This window comes from Nocardia fusca NBRC 14340 (genome assembly GCF_001618425.1).
Taxonomy (GTDB): domain Bacteria; phylum Actinomycetota; class Actinomycetes; order Mycobacteriales; family Mycobacteriaceae; genus Nocardia; species Nocardia fusca.
The window spans coordinates 120909-137381 of sequence record NZ_BDCU01000053.1; the positions used below are offsets into that span (position 1 = coordinate 120909).

Consider the following 16473-nt stretch of genomic DNA (forward strand, 5'->3'; position numbering starts at 1 on the left):
CACCCCTGCGGCCCACACCGCCGACACCACAGGCCAAACGAGGCTCACGAGGCTCGACACCACTTCCGTGACCACCGACCCAACGCAGATCTCAGTGGACTGCTCGACGCGCGACCACCAACCGAACCCACGCGTCACAACACCGAGGGAACGCACGTGAGCAAATTGATATCGAACCAGTGCCCGCACGCCCCGGCATTGCACCACGAGTCCCGGCCACTGCCCAGCACGGCAGAACCGAAGGACCCGCCTCGGTCCACGGACCCGATAGCCCTGACCGGTGCCCGGGCTGTCGTCCGCTCACGCGAGAAGCTGGACGTCGAGATCGTATTCGGCATCTCGGGTAGCAATCCTTCCCGTGTACGACCCATTGCTCGAATCACGGCAGATCCGCCACATCCTGGTGCGGCACGAACAAGGCGCCGGGCACGCGGCCACCGGCTACGCGCAAGCTGCGGTGAAGCGTTGTTCGGCTGCGTCGATCAGCGCGATCTGCTCGATGATCTCGCCGGGGCTGGAATCACCTGCCACTTTCTGCAGTAGCGGAGTGTGATCGAGAATGGCATCACGGAGCCCGCACAGTGGCCGCGGGGTGTGGTGGAACAATTGCCCGATGTAGTACGCCTGGTTCGATTGCCGCGCGGTGTGCGGTTTACGAGGTTCCTCGTACCGGGCCAGGGCTGCTGTCACGGCGTCGTGGTCTGTCAGGTCGACACCGGCCAGGGTGCGGCCGATGAAGTAGCCGTCCTCGGTGGCCATTCCCGCGCCGTAGGCGGCGTACGGGGAGGTCGGGTGGGCGGCGTCGCCGGCCAGCGTGACCCGGCCCGAGGACCATCGGCCGAGGGGTTTGCGATCGCGGATCGGCCAGCGCTGCATATTGCCCTGATCGGTGGCATCGATCAGCGTCGTCAGCGGGGCACCGAATTCGGCGGCCAGCATTCTCGCTCTGGTCCCGATGTCCTCGGTGAACTCGGCGCCGGCGTCGTGGGCTTCGAGTACCCACCACTGGTAGCCGTACTCGCCGCGGTGGAGCATACCGCTCCAGGTGCCCTGGACGGTGCGGCTGTGGTTGAGGATGTTCTCGTTGTATTCGACGCCGTCGATCTTTTTGCCGAGGACGAATCCGGCGAGGACGTGCAGATTGTGCTCGCGTTTGGGGGAATCACCCCACAGGGTGCGGCGGACCAGGGAATCGATACCGTCCGCGCCGATCAGTACGTCCGCTTCTTCGATGGCGCCGTCGGACATGTGCAGGCGGACACCGCTGCGGTCCTGTTCGAAACTCGTGACGCCGCGTTCGAATTGGATCACGCCTTCCGGCAGGGCAGCGAGCATGCGCTCGTAGAGCTCACGGCGCAGCAGCCCGATGTAGCCGCCGTGGTAGTCGCGAACGATATCGTCGGGGAGCTGGATCCGGGCCCGTCTCTTTCCGCGGTGGCTGCGGAACTCGGTGAAGCAGCCGGCGCCGAGCCCGTCGGTGTCGACGCCCATCAGCCCGAGCGCTTTGATCGGCCCGGGCCACAGGTTGAGGATATTTCCCGCTACCCGCGCATGCGGGTAGCGCTCGAACACGGTGACCTCGTGGCCTGTCTGACGCACCGACAGTGCGGTGGCCATTCCCGCCGGCCCCCCGCCGATCACCGCGACCCTGCCGTTCTTCGTTGATCGCCGGGCCATTTGTGCCTCTCTTCCATAACTCCTGGCCGATTCCGAAGCTGCTGCAGCACCGGCCCTTTGGACATATTCGGTCGGTATCGGTGACTGTGCGCCGGGAGTCCGACTGACTGAATGTGGGTCCGCGTCGCCCTCCGCCATCGGATTTCTTGGGCGTTGGTCGCACCGGCTGGGCCGGCGTTTCGCGGCCATTCGCACCAAACCGAAGTGATCACTTCGGTTACCGACAATCATGTGCGCCGTGTCACCATTTGTCAATGGCCTCCCGCAAATCCCCCGATATGTCTGAACGCGACGTGGCAACCCCGGATCTTCCCGCGACACTCGCGATCAGGCAGCCGCGGCAGAAGCGCAGCCGCGAAGCATGGCAGCGGGTGCTGGAGGCCGGAATCACGCTGCTGGAGTCCGCGGGCTACGGTGGCTTCACGATCGCGGCGCTCAGTGAAACGTCCGGTATCAATCCGCGGGCCATCTATGAGCGCGCGTCGAGCAAAGAGGCCTTGTTTTTGGCCGTCTATGAACACAAGATGACGCAGATGGCGACCGATCGGGACCACTTGTTCCGAGAGGCACAGGAGCCGGGATTGCCGCCGGGGGAAGTGATCGGCCGGGCGGTCGCCGCCGTGCTCCTGCTGTTCGAGCGGAACGCGGAGTTCCTCCGGCCGGTCATCGCGATCGCGCCCGAGCATCGCGTGGTTTTCGAACGGGGCAAACGGCATACCGCCCTGCTCGGGGATATGTTCGTCGCCGCGCTGGAGCGCACCGGACTGCTGACCAGTGACTCGACACCCGGGTGGCAAGCCTTTCGCGCCGTGTACGCGATGGCCGTGCTGCGCACGATGCACGGTGCTGATTTCATCAGCCCGGCGCCCACGCTGGACGAGGAGATCGCGTACTCGACGAGGATGGTCGAACAGTATCTACGGGCCGGGCGATCCGGCGAATGAGCTCGGCCCCGTGGCGGTAATAGAGGCCCCATGGCGATAACAGACAGTCACTCAGGACTTCGGCAGCCCGATCCGGACCGGATGAATCGGTCCGGTGTCTTCGTCGCGGATTTCCCGGCAGACCTGCTGAATCGATTCACGGAGCCAGGTGTTGGCGGGGTCGGTGGTGTGCAGGGGATGCCAGAACATGGCCTCCACGACCGGTATCTCGAGTTCCGCCACGAATTCCACGACGGTCACCGACAGCCCGGTTGCCAATCGGGTGGCCAGTAGGCGTGGGACGAGTGCCACGAGGTCGGTGCCTTCGACGAGGAACGGCAGGATCTGCCAGCCCGATACCCGGGCGGCCACGACGGGGGTGACACCGGCGTCGGCGAGGAACTGCATGGGCGGTGTCGTCACGCCGGGGCCGAATTCGCCGGCGGCGTGTGGCACGGCGGCGAGGTCGGCGAGGGTCAGTTCGGCGCGCTCGAGCAATGGGTTGCCGCTGTCCATGACGGCGACGAATTCGTCGCGGAACAACTGCCGGTAGCTGCCGCCGAAATCGAATCCCATCGGTCCGACGACGACATCCACCTGGCCGAATACCTCGAGGCCGAGGTCGATCCCGGCGGTGGGGACGATATCCACTGACACGTGGGGGGCCTGCCGGGCGATCAGGCCGCGCAACGGCCGGACCACGACCGTGGTCGCGTAGTCGGACGCCGCCAGGACGAAGGTGCGGTCGGTGTCGGCGGGATCGAACGCCGACCGCATCTGCATCGCATCCTGCACTCGCGCCAGGGCCTCCTGGACAGCGGGCGCGAGACTACGCGCGAACGCGGTCAAGGTGTACTCCCGTCCGGCGCGGACCAGGAGTTCGTCGTCGAAATGCCGGCGCAGCCGGGCCAGTGCCGCACTCATCGCCGACTGGCTCAGGTGCACGCGTTCGGCGGCCCGGGAGACGTTGCGCAGTTCGAGCAGCACGTGCAGATGCGGCAGCAGGTTCAGGTCGACTTCCTTCACCGGCACTCCTCCGCCCTGGCCACCATCCCGCGTGTCCTGTCCTTCGAAACCCTACGTGACCAGGTCCTCCCGGTCTCCGATGTCCGGTAGCAGTGCTGCGGCGTTGCCGGACAGTACGGCCCGCACGACCTCCTCGGGCAGGCCCGCGGCGCGCACCGCGGTGACGGGGTCGTCGGTTCCCATATCGAAGGGGAAGTCCGAACCGAGCAGCACACGCGTGGGCCCGGCCACCCGGATCAGCTCCGCGAGCTGCCCGCTGTCGTGGGTGAGCGAGTCGAACCAGAGCCGCCGCAGGTAGGTCGACGGCAGGTGCCGGCAGGTGCGGGCTTCGGGCCGGACCCGCCAGGCATGGTCGGAGCGCCCGATGGTCGTCGGAAGGTAACCGCCGCCGTGTGCGGCGACCACGCGCAGACCGGGGTAGCGATCGAGGGCTCCGCCGAAGATCAAGTGGGACAGTGCTACCGCGTTCTCGGCGGGTTGCGACACGGTGTTGGCCAGGTAGAACCGGTCGAGTCGTTCGTCGAGTGAGCACCCGAACGGATGGAGGAACACGACGGCGCCCGCTGTCTCGGCGGCCGCCCAGAACGGATTCAGCGCCGGATCGGACAGTTCCACTGTGCCGGCCTGTCCGCCGGTAGCGGAGGCACCGAAGGACCCGATCTCCACGCCCAGCAGTCCGCGGCCGCGGGCGTCGTCGAGGGCGGGAACCAGCTGTTCCGGGTGCTGTAGCGGGGCGACACCCAGTCCGAGGAGCCGGTCGGGGGCTCGGCCGACCAGCTCACCGATGGCCGCATTCACTCGCTGGGCGACGTCCAGTGCATCGTCCGGCCCGAGGAACGGGTAGTAGTGGGACGGCGACGGAGACACCAGCTGGACGTCGACTTGGGCGGCGTCCATCGCGGACAGCCGGGTGGGCAGGTCGGTCAGCAGCGGCCACCGTTCGCCGATCATGCGGCCCGAGGCGGCAAGGGATTCGGGTCCGTTGCGGCGGGCGTCGAGAGCTTTGGCTGCGGCGAGGCCCTCGGGGTCGAGTTCGGCGACGTAGGCTTCGACGGCGGGTAGCAGGGCGTGCGCGTGCACGTCGACGATCGGGCCCGTCACGCCGGTTCCTTCACCATGTGGGCGACCCGCTGAATGACTTCGGCCACGTCGCCGCGGTGGCCGTCGACCATCCACTGCACCAGCAGGGTGGAGGACTCGACCACAATCTTGGCTCGTTCGAACCGGCGTTCCCGGAAGCGGGTGAACACCGCATCCGGCGGTACGTCGCCGGCGAACAGTTCCTCGACGAGCACCGCGGCGTCTTCCAGCGCCATGGCCGCGCCCTGGGCGATCGTCGGCGGGCAGTTGTGGACGGCGTCGCCGATCAGGACCACTCGGTCACGATGCCAGGGGCCCTCGACGAGATGGGTGGTGAACCAGGTGTAGTTGGCCGGCGTGTTCTCGTCGATCGAATCGGCGATCTGTTTCCACGGCCCCCCGTAGCCGGCCGCGAGTTCCTTGAAGATCAACGGCCCTTGTGCGCTGTCGCGGACCTGGGCGTCCTCGACGATGTAGGCGTAGATCGAGTCGTCGCCGGTGGGGCAATATCCGGCGACGTGGTGCGGACCACCGTAGATGAGATCGGTGCGCACGACGCCGGTGGGACGCGGCACCACCACGCGCCAGGCACCGACGCCGGTGGGACGAGGAGCGATATCGATACCGAGCAGACCCCGGGTGGGTGAGTTGATGCCGTCGGCGGCGATCAGCAGATCGTAGGACCTGCGGTCCCCGGACGCCGTGACCGCGGTGGCGGTGTTCCCGGACGAATCGATGCCCACCACGTCGGCGCCGTATCGGATCCGGCCGCCGGCCGCGTCGAGCCGGTCGCGCAGGATCGCGGCGAGTTCGGGCCGATGCATTCCCACGGTCGCCGGAAGGTCGTCCCCGCCGGTCCGCACGTCGTTCATGACAACCAGGACGGTGGCTTCGGAGTCGGGGGCGCGCAGGCCGACGGTGTCGAAGGAGTATCCTTGCGACTCGATCCGGTCCCAGACGCCGAGTTGGCGCAGGATGCGTAGCGCGTTACCTTGCAGCGTGATTCCCGAACCTACCGTTCGGGGCCCGTCGGCGCGTTCGAGGATCTCGACATCGATACCGCGGTCGGCAAGCAGGATACCGGCCGACAATCCGGCGATACCGGCGCCGATGATGCCTACCTTCTTCGTTGAGGGCATGGGGCGGAGGCCTTTCTAGCGTGTCTTCGTTGTCACACGACGGCGACGGGATTGACCGGTGACCCGACCGCACCGGTGACCGGCAGCGGCGCGGCGACGAGGAACGCCTCGTATCGGCCGGTGCGCGAGCAGTGTTCGGCGAGCTCGTCGAGATTCCACATCTCACCGATGTAGAGACCCATATGGGGAATGACGATCTGGTGCAGTGGCTGGAAGGCGCCGTTCAACTCGGTGGGCCGCACTTCGAATCCCCAGGTGTCGGTGGCGATTGCCGCGATCTCCCGGTCGTGCAGCCAGGGCGCCGAGCGGAACGACAGGCCGGGCGCGGCGCCACCGGCGTAATCACCCCACCCTTCGCGCCGTGTGCGGCTGTACTGGCCGGTGCGTACGAGCAGGATGTCACCGCGGCCCACCTGGGCCGAGGCTCCTTGCCGGTCGATGATGCGGTCGAGCAGCTCGGGGGTGAGCGCGAACCCGTCGGGCAGCTCGGGATGTTCGAGTCCGAGTTCACCGGCGAGGGCGCGACCGGCGTCGAGGAGTACAGCGCGGCCCACGATCCGGTCGGCGGCGGTTTCGATGCCGGTGACCTGGTCGCCTTCGGAGGTGACGACGGCTCCGGCGCGGCGCCCGTTCCAGGCGCGGCCGTGGTCGAAGATATGGCCGAGCCCGTCCCACTGGGTCGAGCACTGCAGCGGCATGGCGATCACATCGTCGGCCCCGCCCATTCCGAAGGGGAAGCCCTGGTCACCGAATTCGGCGTCCAGACCGGTATCGGTCATGGTGTGGACGGGGTTGGTCCGTCGCCGCCATCCTTTCTGCGGTCCTTCGGCGTTGAAAGGCTGCGCCAGCGAGAAGGTCTGACCTGTGGTGACGAGCTGGGCCGCACGGACCCGCGCGCCCTCGTCGAGGAAGTTGAGTGTGCCGTGGACGTCGTCCTCGCCCCAGCGACCCCAGTTGCTGCACCGGTGGGCCATTGCCTCGATAGTGGCGGCCGGATTCTCGGGGTCGAAGACCGGTGAGGTGTCCGTGGTGATTTCGGAGGTCATGCTGTGGCCTTCTTTCCCGGTGCTGCCTGGCAGGTGTTGTGGAGGGTGCCGATACCGCTGATGGATGCCTCCATCACGTCGCCCGGAGTGAGCCAGCGTTGCCACTTTCCGCCGTTGCCGGCCGGGCTGCCGGTGAGGATCAGGTCGCCGGGCAGCAAGGGAGTGATGGCGGAGGCCTGGGCGATGAGGGTCGGCACGTCGAAGAGCATGTTGCCGGCCCGATCGTGTTGCCTGCGTTCGCCGTTGAGGCGCAATTCGATTTCGAGGTCCCGGTAGTCGCCGAGGTTTTCGGCCGGGATCACGAACGGCCCCACGGGCAAGAACGTGGGCCGGTTCTTCGCGCGCAGCCAGTCCCCGCCGAGTGGCCGGTGTTCGGCGGGGAATTGCAGATCGCGGGCGCTGACATCGTTGGCGACGGTGTAGCCGGCGACGAAGTCGAGGGCGTTGCCGCGCGGGACGTTGTCGGCGACGGCCCCGATGACGACGACGAGTTCGGCCTCCCAATCGGTCTGGACGGATTCGGGAACGAGCAGGACGTCGTCGTCGGCGCCGCACATCGCCGAGGCCAGGCCGGTGAAGAAGAACGGGCTGCCCGTCCGGGCTCGCTCGTCCATCATCGCCGCGGCCGCGGCCTCGAGCTCTTCATCGGTGCGAGTGTCGTCGGCGGCTTTGCCGGAGACGATGATCTCGGCGACGTGGCTGCGGTAGTTCGCTCCCGCCTGGTAGATGTGGCGCGGTTGTACCGGCGGCAGAATACGGAGCTGCGCCAACGGCGTACCGTCGGCGCCCGCGTGCGCGGCGATGTCGGGTAGTGCGGTGCGCACGGTATCCCAGGCGTCGAAGATATCTGCGGTGGTGACAATCCCGGGCCCCAGTTGCTCCGGTGCGAGCTCGACCACCCGGTCACCCGCGACCACTCCGGCGAATGTTCGCGTGCCGTCGGCGAAGGTTCCCAGCCCGTAGCCTTCGACCACCCGCTTCATGCGCGTGCCCGATCGCCGGCCGGGGCCGAGATGACGACGGCGCCTGCGTATTCGATCCGGTCGCCGAGCTGGGCTTCGATCTGCAACAGCCGGTTCCATTTCGCGGTGCGTTCGGAGCGCATGGTGGAGCCGACCTTGATCTGACCGGTCCGCCAGCCCAGCGCCAGATCAGCCAGCCACGCGTCCTCGGTTTCCCCCGACCGCGCGGAAAGCACAGTGCGGTAACCGTTGTCGTGTGCCAGCCGCACGACCGCGTGGGCGTCGGAGAGGGTGCCGGTCTGATTGGGTTTGACGAGCACGGCGTTGGCGACCTTGTCCCGAATGCCACGACGCAGCCGTTCGGCGTCGGTGACGAAGAAGTCGTCACCGAGCAGCTGCCGGTGGCCGAGTCGTTCGGTCGCCCGCGCCCATCCCGTCCAGTCGTCTTCGCCGAGTGCGTCTTCCAAGGAGATGATCGGGTAGCGCTCGCACCAATCGGCGAGCTCGTCGACCAGTTCGGCCGCACTCAGCCGGCGATCACCCTCGGCGGCCAGGACGTAGTACCCGTCCTGTGTGAGGAACTGGGTGGCGGCGATATCGACCGCGATCCCGATATCCGAGCCGGGTCGCAGTCCGGCGCGCTCGATGCCGGCGACCACCATGTCCAGCGCGGCCCGGTTGGTCGGCAGCACGGGTCCGAGCCCGCCTTCGTCGGCGATCAGCGCGACCGAATGACCGCGCTCGGCCAGCACGTCCGCGGTGCCCTGGCGGACCCGCGCGCTGTATTCGATGGCCTCGGAGAAAGACTGCGCCCCGACCGGGACGGCGAGGAAGTCCTGCACATCGATCGAACGGCCGGCATGGGCGCCGCCGGAGATGATGTTGACCATCGGCAGCGGCAGCAGCGGCTCATCCCCCGCTGCCGCGACCAGCCGGTAGAGCGGGATGCGCTGGGCATCGGCGGCGGCCAGTGCGGTCGCGACCGATATCGCCAGTACGGCGTTGGCGCCCGCCGCACCCAGGTCCGGTGTGCCGTCGGCGGCCCGCAGCGCGGCATCGACCGCCGCGCGGTCGAGGGCATCGAGGCCTCGCACGGCGTCGGCGAGGATCGTGGTGGCGTTCGCTACGGCGCGCTGCACGCCCTGCCCGGCGTATCGGGTGCCGCCGTCGCGCAGCTCGCGCGCTTCGTGGCGGCCGGTCGAGGCCCCGGAGGGGACGTAGGCCTGCCCACGTGCACCGCCGGCGAGCAGCACCTCACACCCCACGGTGGGTTTGCCGCGTGAGTCGAGTCCTTCCCAGGCGGTGATATCGCGGATAGCGGTATCGGTCATGCGAGGAGCCTCCAAGCGTCCGGTAGTGAATGAGGGGGATCGCCGAGCAACCGGCGGCCGAGCGAGCGGGCGGCCACCTGTCCGGGTTCGTCGAGGTAGTCGACGGGGCTGCGGCCGTCCACGCGGGCCAGCACGAGGCAGCCGGTTTGGCGGATCAGCTGGGTCACCGTCTCCGCATCGGTGCAATTCCAGGTATCGAGAAAGGTCGCCGCCGCCGCACGGTAACGGTCGCCGTAGTCGGGCCGGCGGATGCTCTTGAGCAGCAGATGGCCGACGATCCAGGCCGGATCGAAGGCAGGGTCGCCCAGATGGGCGACTTCCCAGTCGATGACCCACAGCTCGGCGTCGGAGTCGCCGACGAGCACGTTCTTCGGTGAGTAGTCACCGTGCACCAGGCATTCGGTGGTTTCCGCCATGACCGCGATCGTCCGATCGATCTGCGGTGCGAGATCCGGATACCGGCCGGGGAGCTGCCGGTGAAACGGATCGACCCGCAGTTGTTCGAACGCGGTCCGCGATCCGAACTCGTCTCGCAGCCGGTCGACCCGGTCGGCAGTGTTCCGTTGCAGTTGCGCCAGGAACTCGCCGAGCCGGGCCGCGACGTGCACATCGAATACCCCGGCCATCAGGTCGGCCTTCCAGGTGTGCCAGTGGTCGGGGGCCCGGCCGATAACGAGGAAACCGTCGGACAGATCCAACACGGGGGGCACCGATTCCGGCTCGATCGTCGCGGCCAGGCGCAGCGCGCGGCCCTCGGTGGTCAGCCGGCCCACATCGGCTTCCCACTCCTGCCGGACCCGTAACCGGCTCAGGGCTCGTTTGACCACGGCGTCGACACCGTCACCGGTGACCGCGACAACGTCGTTGGAGACGCCGCCGGTGAGTGTGCGCACGGTCAGGCCGGCTTCGGGGGCGGCGAGACCGCGAGCGCGCAGATGCGCGGTCACCGTATCGGTCAGATCGGCGTAGTCGGTGCTCATCGCGCCAGCTCTGGAGTGCGCAGAGCCGGGAAAGTTAGGACCTCGGGATTGACGATCGAGTCCGGTCGGCGACCGGCGAGCACGTCGAGGACGTGGTGGGCCGCGGTACGCGACAGATCGGCCATCGACCCGTCGGAACTGAACGCATAGTGTGGGGTGAGCACGGCGTTGGCCATCGTCCGCAGCGGGTGGTCGGCGGGTAGCGGTTCGGGTTCGGTGACATCGAGACCCGCACCGCCCAATCGCCCTTCCGAGAGCGCTGCGGTCAGCGCGGTGGTATCGACCAGGCCACCGCGCGAGGTGTTGAGCAGCAGCGCTGTGGGTTTCATGAGCCCGAGCTCACGCGCGCCGATCAAGCGGTGCGTGGACGAGTTCAACGGCAGGTGCAGCGAAACGACATCAGCGGCCGTGAGCAGTTCGTCGAGAGAACTCACCGCGGTGGCACCCTCGATCTCGCCGCCGTGGCGGCAAAGTGCCAGTACATCCATACCGAGCGCCGAGGCCCGGGGAATCACAGCAGAGCCGATCGCCCCCACACCGACGATGCCGAAAGTCCTCCCGCGCAGACGGACCGGCACCGGGGCGAGACTGCGATTCCAGCGGCCGGCCGCGGTGTCGGCAGCGAACGGCACCAGCCGCCGTGCCAGCGCCAGCAGCAGCATCAGCGTGTGATCGGCGACCTCGTCGACGCAGTACACCGGCACATTCGTCACCACGATGCCCAGCTCACCGGCCCGCGCCACATCGATGTTGTCCACACCCACGCCGAACCGTGCCACGGTCCGGCAGCGCGGCGCGTTATCGAGTACCTCGGCGGGGACCTTCGCGAAGCAGGTGGCAATAGCGTCGACATCCGCGGCCAGAGCAGCCAGTGATGCCGGGTCAGTGGACTCCGCGACCACCATCTCGACCCCGGCCGCGTCGAACACCGCACGCTCGACATCGACGGTGGCCGCAGGATGGTCGGTGATCAGCACCCGGTAGGTCATGCCTGCCTCCACGCACGGATCGGCCGCACCGCTGCGGCCTCGACGATGCGGTTGCGGGTCTCGCCGAGGACATCGACGGTTGTGGTGACCACATCACCCGGCCGCAGAGCCGGACGTACCGCACGGCCGTGCCTGCCCCACAACTCGGCCAGGCATCCACTGCGACAGGTTCCCGAACCCAGCAGATCGCCCGGCCGGATCTCGGTGCCCCGCGAGGCATACGCGGCCAGCGCCGGGAAACTCCACGCCATGTGATCGAGCGTGTCCTCCCCGACCGTCTCCCCGTTGACCGCGACCTTCATCCGCAGGTCGAAGGACGGGCCGGAGGCCCGGGAGGCGAGTTCGTCGGCGGTGACGAAGAAGTGGCCGAGAGCCGTCGCGGTGTCCTTACCCTTGGCCGGTCCCAAACGCAGCCGCATTTCGTGGAACTGGACGTCACGGGCGGAGAAGTCGTTGATCACTATATATCCGGCGATGTGCTCGGCAGCCTCCTCGACGCTCAGGTCACGGCCGGTCGCGCCGACCACCGCGCCGACCTCGAGTTCGAAGTCGAAATCGGTGCAGCCCGGTGCAATCGGCACGTCCGCATACGGTCCGGTGATGGCATAGGGGTTGGAGAAATAGAACGTCGGGATCTCCCAGAACTCCGCAGGCACGGTGGCGTTCGGATCGAGCAGCTTCACCACTCCCTCCGTATGGTCCGGAAACGTCGAGAAATCCCGGAACGTCGGCGGTTCCAGCGGTGCAAGCAGTACCGCCTCGTCCAGGCGGGTCACCGTCTTCCGCCGCGCCAGGGCTCGGTCGGCGACGTCGTGGACTCGGCCTCGGTCACCGAGTAGAACCGCCAGCTCGGTGACCGGCTCGAGGTCGACGAGCAGGTTTCCTTCGGCGAGCACCGCCAGGATGGGCCCGTCGTCGGTCTGCCGACGTGCGATCTTCACTCCGTTACTCCTTCACTACGCAGCGACACCGGATACGAAAGTGGCGAATCAACCCTGGCCGGGGTTCGCGTAGGGATTGAGCAGTTCGGCTTTCATCTCGTCCGACGCTCCTTCTTCCGTCGCTGTGAAGCCTTCGGCGAAGGGGAAGGATTCGGTCATCGAATGCGGCATGGCGCCGTTGCGGTAGAGGTTGTTCGAGCCTTCGGACGGCTTCCAGGTATGCGGTGCCCAGTCCGGTACATAATTGCGGTATCCGCCCGAATTCAATTCGATGCGCATCGAGCTCGGCTCCCGGAAGTACAGGAAGTTCTGTTCTCCGATGCCGTGGATGGAAGGCCCGTACTCCATGGCGGTGCCGCGTTCCATCAGCACATCCGCGCACACCAGCAGCTCCTGATAGGTGTCCACCCAGAACGCGACATGGTTGATGCGGCCGGCCCGCTCCGAGGTGTCGAGAACCACCCCGAGATCGTGCGACTTCTCGTTGGTCGTCAGGACACCGAAAACGGTGATGGGCGCCTCCTCCAGATCGGTGAAGGCCATCGTGCGGAATCCCAGCACTTCGGAGTACCAGGCGCAGAAGCCACGCACATCGGTCGCCGCGATCGTGATGTGATCCAGGAACCGGGGAGCCCCGGCATGCGCGGAGCGCTTCTCCGGCCGGTCCGGGTAGATTGACTCGAATTCCGGTTCCGCGGTGAACTTCTCCACGTCGTAGAACAGACGCATCGGGTGACCGTAGGGCCCGGTGAACTCGTAGGCCCTGCCGAATCCGAACGCCCCGGTCGTCCACTCCCCCGTGATTCCGGCGGCCTCGATACGTTCGGCCGCCTGCACGAGCGCCTCGGTACTGGTCGTACGCCACGCCATCCGCTGCAACGTCGGTTCGGGACCCTCGACGAGGACCAGGCTGTAGGTGTAATAGTCCCCCCAGCAACGGAGGTACACACGACCATCGACCTCATGGATAGCCCGCATCCCGAACTGCTCGACATAGAAACGCGCCGACGCGGCGACATCCGGGGTGGTGACTTCGACGTGGCTGAGGTGAGCCAGCAGGTGAGACACGGTTCTGTCCTTATCGACGGTCCGATTGACTGTGGTCTGAGTCACCAGTGTCAGGGCGGTCAACCGAAAGGGGAACAGGGTCTCGCGGATACCAACTATCTATGTCATAGATAGTTGAGGAGGGCAGACGGTGCGCCGACGAGGTCGCACGGTCGCCGAGGTCTCCCGCGAGCTCGGTGTGCACGAGAGCCTGCTGGGCCGGTGGGTCGCCGATGAACGCCGCCGCACCGAAGCGGCTCCGGTACATCAGGAACAGCCGTTGTCCCTTGCCGATCGGGCGGAGTTGCTGCGGTGACGCAAGCAGATCGCCGAAACATCGAGGAGATGTTCGCCGACCACCCTCTTGCCGAGGTCCTGACCGCCGAGATGCAGCAAGGCTTCGGCACCGGTCCGGTGGGGCAACGGCGCCGCCGATCAACGCCAGCACTGCCGCTGCGCCATGTCGTCCCCGCCGGCCATCCGCGCATGGTGGCGACGACGGCGGCGATCGCCGAGCGCCTGGACGCCGGCGGCGGACTGCTCTACCGGTACCTGCACGACGAATCACCCGACGGCCTGCCCGGCGATGAGGGCGCCTTCGTCCTGTGCAGCTTCTGGCTGATCGACAACCTGACCCTGCAGGGCCGTATCGAGGAGGCCGAGCAGCTCTACGACTCCCTGTGCGCCCGCGCCGGCCCCCTGGGTCTGTTCTCCGAACAGATCGACCCTTCCACCGGCGCGTTCATGGGCAACTTCCCGCAGGCGTTCAGCCATATCGGCGTCATCGCCAGTGGCGTGAACCTCGCACGTGCAAAGGCGGCCACACGATGATCCGACGACTTGTCATATTCGGCGGCACCGGGGACCTGCGCCAACTACAGCACCCACAAGACACCGATCGTGGCGAAGTGGCTCGCGGCGCATCCCCGGTTCCATATGCATTTCACCCCAGCCTATTCGTCCTGGCCCAATCAGGTCGAACGCTGGTGCTGCTTGGGGGCGGCGTTTCCAGGGGATGGAGCGGGATTTTCGTGGCGCCCCCACGCCTCGATGTGTAGCGCGGGCCGGGGATCATGACCGGCCAGCGGCCGGCCGGCCCAGAGTCGACGCACGTCGGGGTCCCCGTTTTCGATACAGCGAGGTTTGGCGGGAGCCGGCGTCAGCGAGCTACCGGCCGCCGTTCCAATGCCGGTTCGGCCGGGAGACGCCTTTGCGCGCGCTCGATCACAAAGTGTGTCGGGTTCCCACCGAAACACCGTCACCGTCCGTGAACCCACCGCGTCGAAGCGACTGCACCGCGGTGACAAGCCCGGCCTGCCACCGCGCAGAGCGGCGGTTTGCTTGTGTTGTGGGCATGAACAGTGATGCTCGCAGGTCGATTACCAGCAGCTGTGCTGAGACGCGCGGCGGGTATCGGCCGGTTCCTTGTGATGCGGTGTGTTGTTCGGCGGCGGGTGGGGCGGGGTAGCTCAGCTGAGCCCGGCGATTTCCTGGGCGATCGCGGCGAGGCGGGTCTGGGCAGCCGAGACGACACCGTGACGGTTCTTATGGGCTTCCTCGTAGGCGACCACCGCTCGGATGTCGGCGGGGTCGGTCAGTTCTTTGACCTCGGCGACAGCTTGACTGATGTTCAGCTCGTCGTAGTCGTCGATGGGAAACTCATCGGATTCGAGAACACCGGTGGTGGCGCGGATCGAACGAAACGCATCGGCGGCGGTGTCGGCGCCTTCGCTGCGGGTGACCTGCTCGGCGGTTTCGAGGGCGGCGTCCCGGGAGGCCGTCAGGGTCTTCACGGCGACATCGCCCGCCCGCGCGCCCTGGGCGAACAGCCCGCCGAGCGCAGGTGAGGTGGTGCGGACGGTGTCCACGGCCCGGTCCAGGCCACGCGCGGACCAGGTGACCGGGAGGTTTACCAGCTTCACCGCGGTCCCGGCAGCCGCCTGCAAGGGAGTGCGGCGAAGCGCGGCAGGCCCGCCGAGGGCATCCTCGGCCAGAACTATTGTCAGCCAATCCACGGTCGCGGAATGCGCGGTGATCAACCGATCCGCCAACGCCACCACATCGGTTAGTTGGGCTGTAGTCGCCAGCGCCTTGATGTAACGGGCGCGGTCGAGGAGTTGATGTTCGAGGGCGAGGTCGCCGAGCAGGGCCTCGTCGAACGGTTGAGCCTGTTCGACCATTGCCTTGACCGCGGCCGAGGCGCGGCCGAGGAACGGGCCGACTACCTCCGGGACCTCGCCCAGATCGCGGATGGCGGCCTCGATGGCATCGACGCGAGCGCGGGCGTTGTCGGCGTTCTCGGACAACTCCCGACGCACCGCCTCGGTGCGGGCCTGGGCTGTACGAGTCTCGGCGACCTGGATCTCGGTGTTGGTCAGAGCGAGGATGGCGCGCAACTGCGTTAGCAAGGTAGTGGTGTCGGGTGTGCTCATCGAGAATCTCGTCCCTTCGGCGTTGACGGCATCGGATGGGCGCAACGCTGCACCATTTGCGGGCTTACCCAGCTTACCGGCGAGTAATCAGCCTCCTGAGGCGCAGCCGACCTGGTCACGCCATCGTTACAAACGCATTGTCCGTTCGAGCGCTCGCCCCACCCGAGGCCGCTGTACCAGTAGCTGAGCGGCGCTACAGAGCTGTCTGCCGCACCACGCCCGCGTCGTGGCGGGCCGCGAGGACTCCCGCCCTATGTGCCTCCTTCGGTGCGGGTGTGGGGTCGTGTTCAGTCCGCCCCTTGCAGGGAGAGCGGACTACGAATCGCGTGGGGCCGCGCCTGCCGCGGCCGTATTGTTGCTTTCACGCCGAACGGTGCAGTGCGTTCTGCCGTTGGCTACCGTGCGCGACCCGGCGGGCTGCTGGGCTGGCCCATATTGAGACCGAGGTCAGCGCCTCCAGCAGGCCGACACTGCGTCGCCGACGCCGCTCGGTCACACCGGCCACCTGTTCGACGAACGTCCGACACCGACAGCCGGAGTTGCGGCAGAAAACCGGCGAACCGTCAACCGAACGCACCCCGGCCGCCCACCAACCGGCAAATCAGCCAACCGCCGCTAGTAGCGACTATGCACCGATACCGACACCACGCCGCAACCAGGACACACGGCCCGGCCCGTTCGCACCCTGGCATAGACACCGACGCCACCGTCCTCATCTTGAACACCCACCACCCGTACATCGGCAAGATGCGGGAACACGACCCCAACCACATCCACCCGATACACATAGCCGTTCCGGGGTCCAAGTGCGCGCGGGCACCGTTACCCGTCACCGCCGCTGCTCGGAATCGTGCTCGATCGACCAAGACTCGCGCCCTTTGCGAGCAGGCACTGCTCTAA

The 16473-nt window shown here is 67.2% G+C and carries 17 protein-coding genes and 1 pseudogene; 5 read left to right on the plus strand and 13 right to left on the minus strand.

Going from position 1 to position 16473, the window contains the following annotated elements; all coding sequences use genetic code 11:
• Nucleotides 1-280: 280 nt before the first annotated feature.
• Entirely contained in the window at nucleotides 281-553 is a 273-nt protein-coding gene (locus tag NF4_RS40345) for a thiamine pyrophosphate-binding protein (RefSeq protein WP_439956786.1), read from the plus strand.
• Here NF4_RS40345 and NF4_RS31235 read toward each other — a convergent pair.
• Nucleotides 442-1677, minus strand: coding sequence for an FAD-dependent oxidoreductase (locus tag NF4_RS31235; protein ID WP_063130985.1), 1236 nt, complete (start codon nucleotides 1675-1677; stop codon nucleotides 442-444). The genes NF4_RS40345 and NF4_RS31235 overlap by 112 nt on opposite strands.
• 254 nt (nucleotides 1678-1931) lie before the next feature.
• Here NF4_RS31235 and NF4_RS31240 point away from each other — a divergent pair, with 254 nt between their 5' ends.
• Nucleotides 1932-2621 (plus strand): TetR/AcrR family transcriptional regulator, encoded by a 690-nt coding sequence (locus NF4_RS31240; protein WP_063130986.1) that lies wholly within the window; start codon nucleotides 1932-1934, stop codon nucleotides 2619-2621.
• A 51-nt stretch (nucleotides 2622-2672) separates the two neighbouring features.
• On the opposite strand, the gene NF4_RS31245 is transcribed toward NF4_RS31240, so the two are convergent.
• The 10 genes from NF4_RS31245 to NF4_RS31290 are packed head-to-tail and all read right to left on the minus strand — an operon-like array spanning nucleotide 2673 to nucleotide 13162.
• Nucleotides 2673-3626: a LysR family transcriptional regulator gene (locus tag NF4_RS31245; RefSeq protein ID WP_232330729.1), complete on the minus strand. Its 954-nt coding sequence runs from the start codon at nucleotides 3624-3626 to the stop codon at nucleotides 2673-2675.
• 51 nt (nucleotides 3627-3677) lie between these two features.
• Entirely contained in the window at nucleotides 3678-4727 is a 1050-nt protein-coding gene (locus tag NF4_RS31250; protein ID WP_063130988.1) for an amidohydrolase family protein, read from the minus strand.
• Nucleotides 4724-5845 (minus strand): FAD-dependent monooxygenase, encoded by a 1122-nt coding sequence (locus NF4_RS31255; protein ID WP_063130989.1) that lies wholly within the window; start codon nucleotides 5843-5845, stop codon nucleotides 4724-4726. The genes NF4_RS31250 and NF4_RS31255 overlap by 4 nt, the downstream gene beginning before the upstream one ends.
• Nucleotides 5846-5877: 32 nt before the next feature.
• Nucleotides 5878-6891: a cyclase family protein gene (locus NF4_RS31260; RefSeq protein ID WP_063130990.1), complete on the minus strand. Its 1014-nt coding sequence runs from the start codon at nucleotides 6889-6891 to the stop codon at nucleotides 5878-5880.
• A complete protein-coding gene (locus NF4_RS31265) occupies nucleotides 6888-7874 on the minus strand; it encodes a fumarylacetoacetate hydrolase family protein (RefSeq protein ID WP_063130991.1) in 987 nt (328 codons plus the stop codon). The genes NF4_RS31260 and NF4_RS31265 overlap by 4 nt, the downstream gene beginning before the upstream one ends.
• A complete protein-coding gene (gene eno, locus NF4_RS31270; protein WP_063130992.1) occupies nucleotides 7871-9184 on the minus strand; it encodes a phosphopyruvate hydratase in 1314 nt (437 codons plus the stop codon). Before eno ends, NF4_RS31265 begins: the two co-directional genes overlap by 4 nt.
• Complete coding sequence (locus tag NF4_RS31275) at nucleotides 9181-10164, minus strand: phosphotransferase family protein (RefSeq protein ID WP_063130993.1); 984 nt, start codon at nucleotides 10162-10164, stop codon at nucleotides 9181-9183. Before NF4_RS31275 ends, eno begins: the two co-directional genes overlap by 4 nt.
• On the minus strand, nucleotides 10161-11153 hold the full coding sequence (locus NF4_RS31280) for a C-terminal binding protein (protein WP_063130994.1): 993 nt from the start codon (nucleotides 11151-11153) through the stop codon (nucleotides 10161-10163). Before NF4_RS31280 ends, NF4_RS31275 begins: the two co-directional genes overlap by 4 nt.
• Entirely contained in the window at nucleotides 11150-12094 is a 945-nt protein-coding gene (locus NF4_RS31285) for a fumarylacetoacetate hydrolase family protein (RefSeq protein ID WP_232330730.1), read from the minus strand. Before NF4_RS31285 ends, NF4_RS31280 begins: the two co-directional genes overlap by 4 nt.
• Before the next feature lie 48 nt (nucleotides 12095-12142).
• Entirely contained in the window at nucleotides 12143-13162 is a 1020-nt protein-coding gene (locus NF4_RS31290; protein WP_063131008.1) for a VOC family protein, read from the minus strand.
• A 130-nt stretch (nucleotides 13163-13292) separates the two neighbouring features.
• Here NF4_RS31290 and NF4_RS37155 point away from each other — a divergent pair, with 130 nt between their 5' ends.
• From NF4_RS37155 to NF4_RS38255, 3 genes and pseudogenes are all read left to right on the plus strand, one after another.
• A complete protein-coding gene (locus tag NF4_RS37155; protein ID WP_084533698.1) occupies nucleotides 13293-13457 on the plus strand; it encodes a transposase in 165 nt (54 codons plus the stop codon).
• 29 nt (nucleotides 13458-13486) lie between these two features.
• The gene (locus NF4_RS31295; RefSeq protein WP_063130995.1) at nucleotides 13487-13972 is read left to right on the plus strand and encodes a glycoside hydrolase family 15 protein; all 486 of its coding nucleotides are present in this window, start codon (nucleotides 13487-13489) and stop codon (nucleotides 13970-13972) included.
• Nucleotides 13973-14014: 42 nt separating this feature from the next.
• Nucleotides 14015-14128: pseudogene (locus NF4_RS38255) on the plus strand (IS630 family transposase); the annotation flags it as partial.
• Nucleotides 14129-14610: 482 nt separating this feature from the next.
• Here the strand turns inward: NF4_RS38255 and NF4_RS31300 are convergent.
• Both NF4_RS31300 and NF4_RS39865 read right to left on the minus strand, forming a co-directional pair.
• A complete protein-coding gene (locus NF4_RS31300; RefSeq protein ID WP_063130996.1) occupies nucleotides 14611-15573 on the minus strand; it encodes a DUF8129 domain-containing protein in 963 nt (320 codons plus the stop codon).
• Nucleotides 15574-15934: 361 nt separating this feature from the next.
• Nucleotides 15935-16069, minus strand: coding sequence for a hypothetical protein (locus NF4_RS39865; protein ID WP_269749667.1), 135 nt, complete (start codon nucleotides 16067-16069; stop codon nucleotides 15935-15937).
• Nucleotides 16070-16473: the final 404 nt, after the last annotated feature.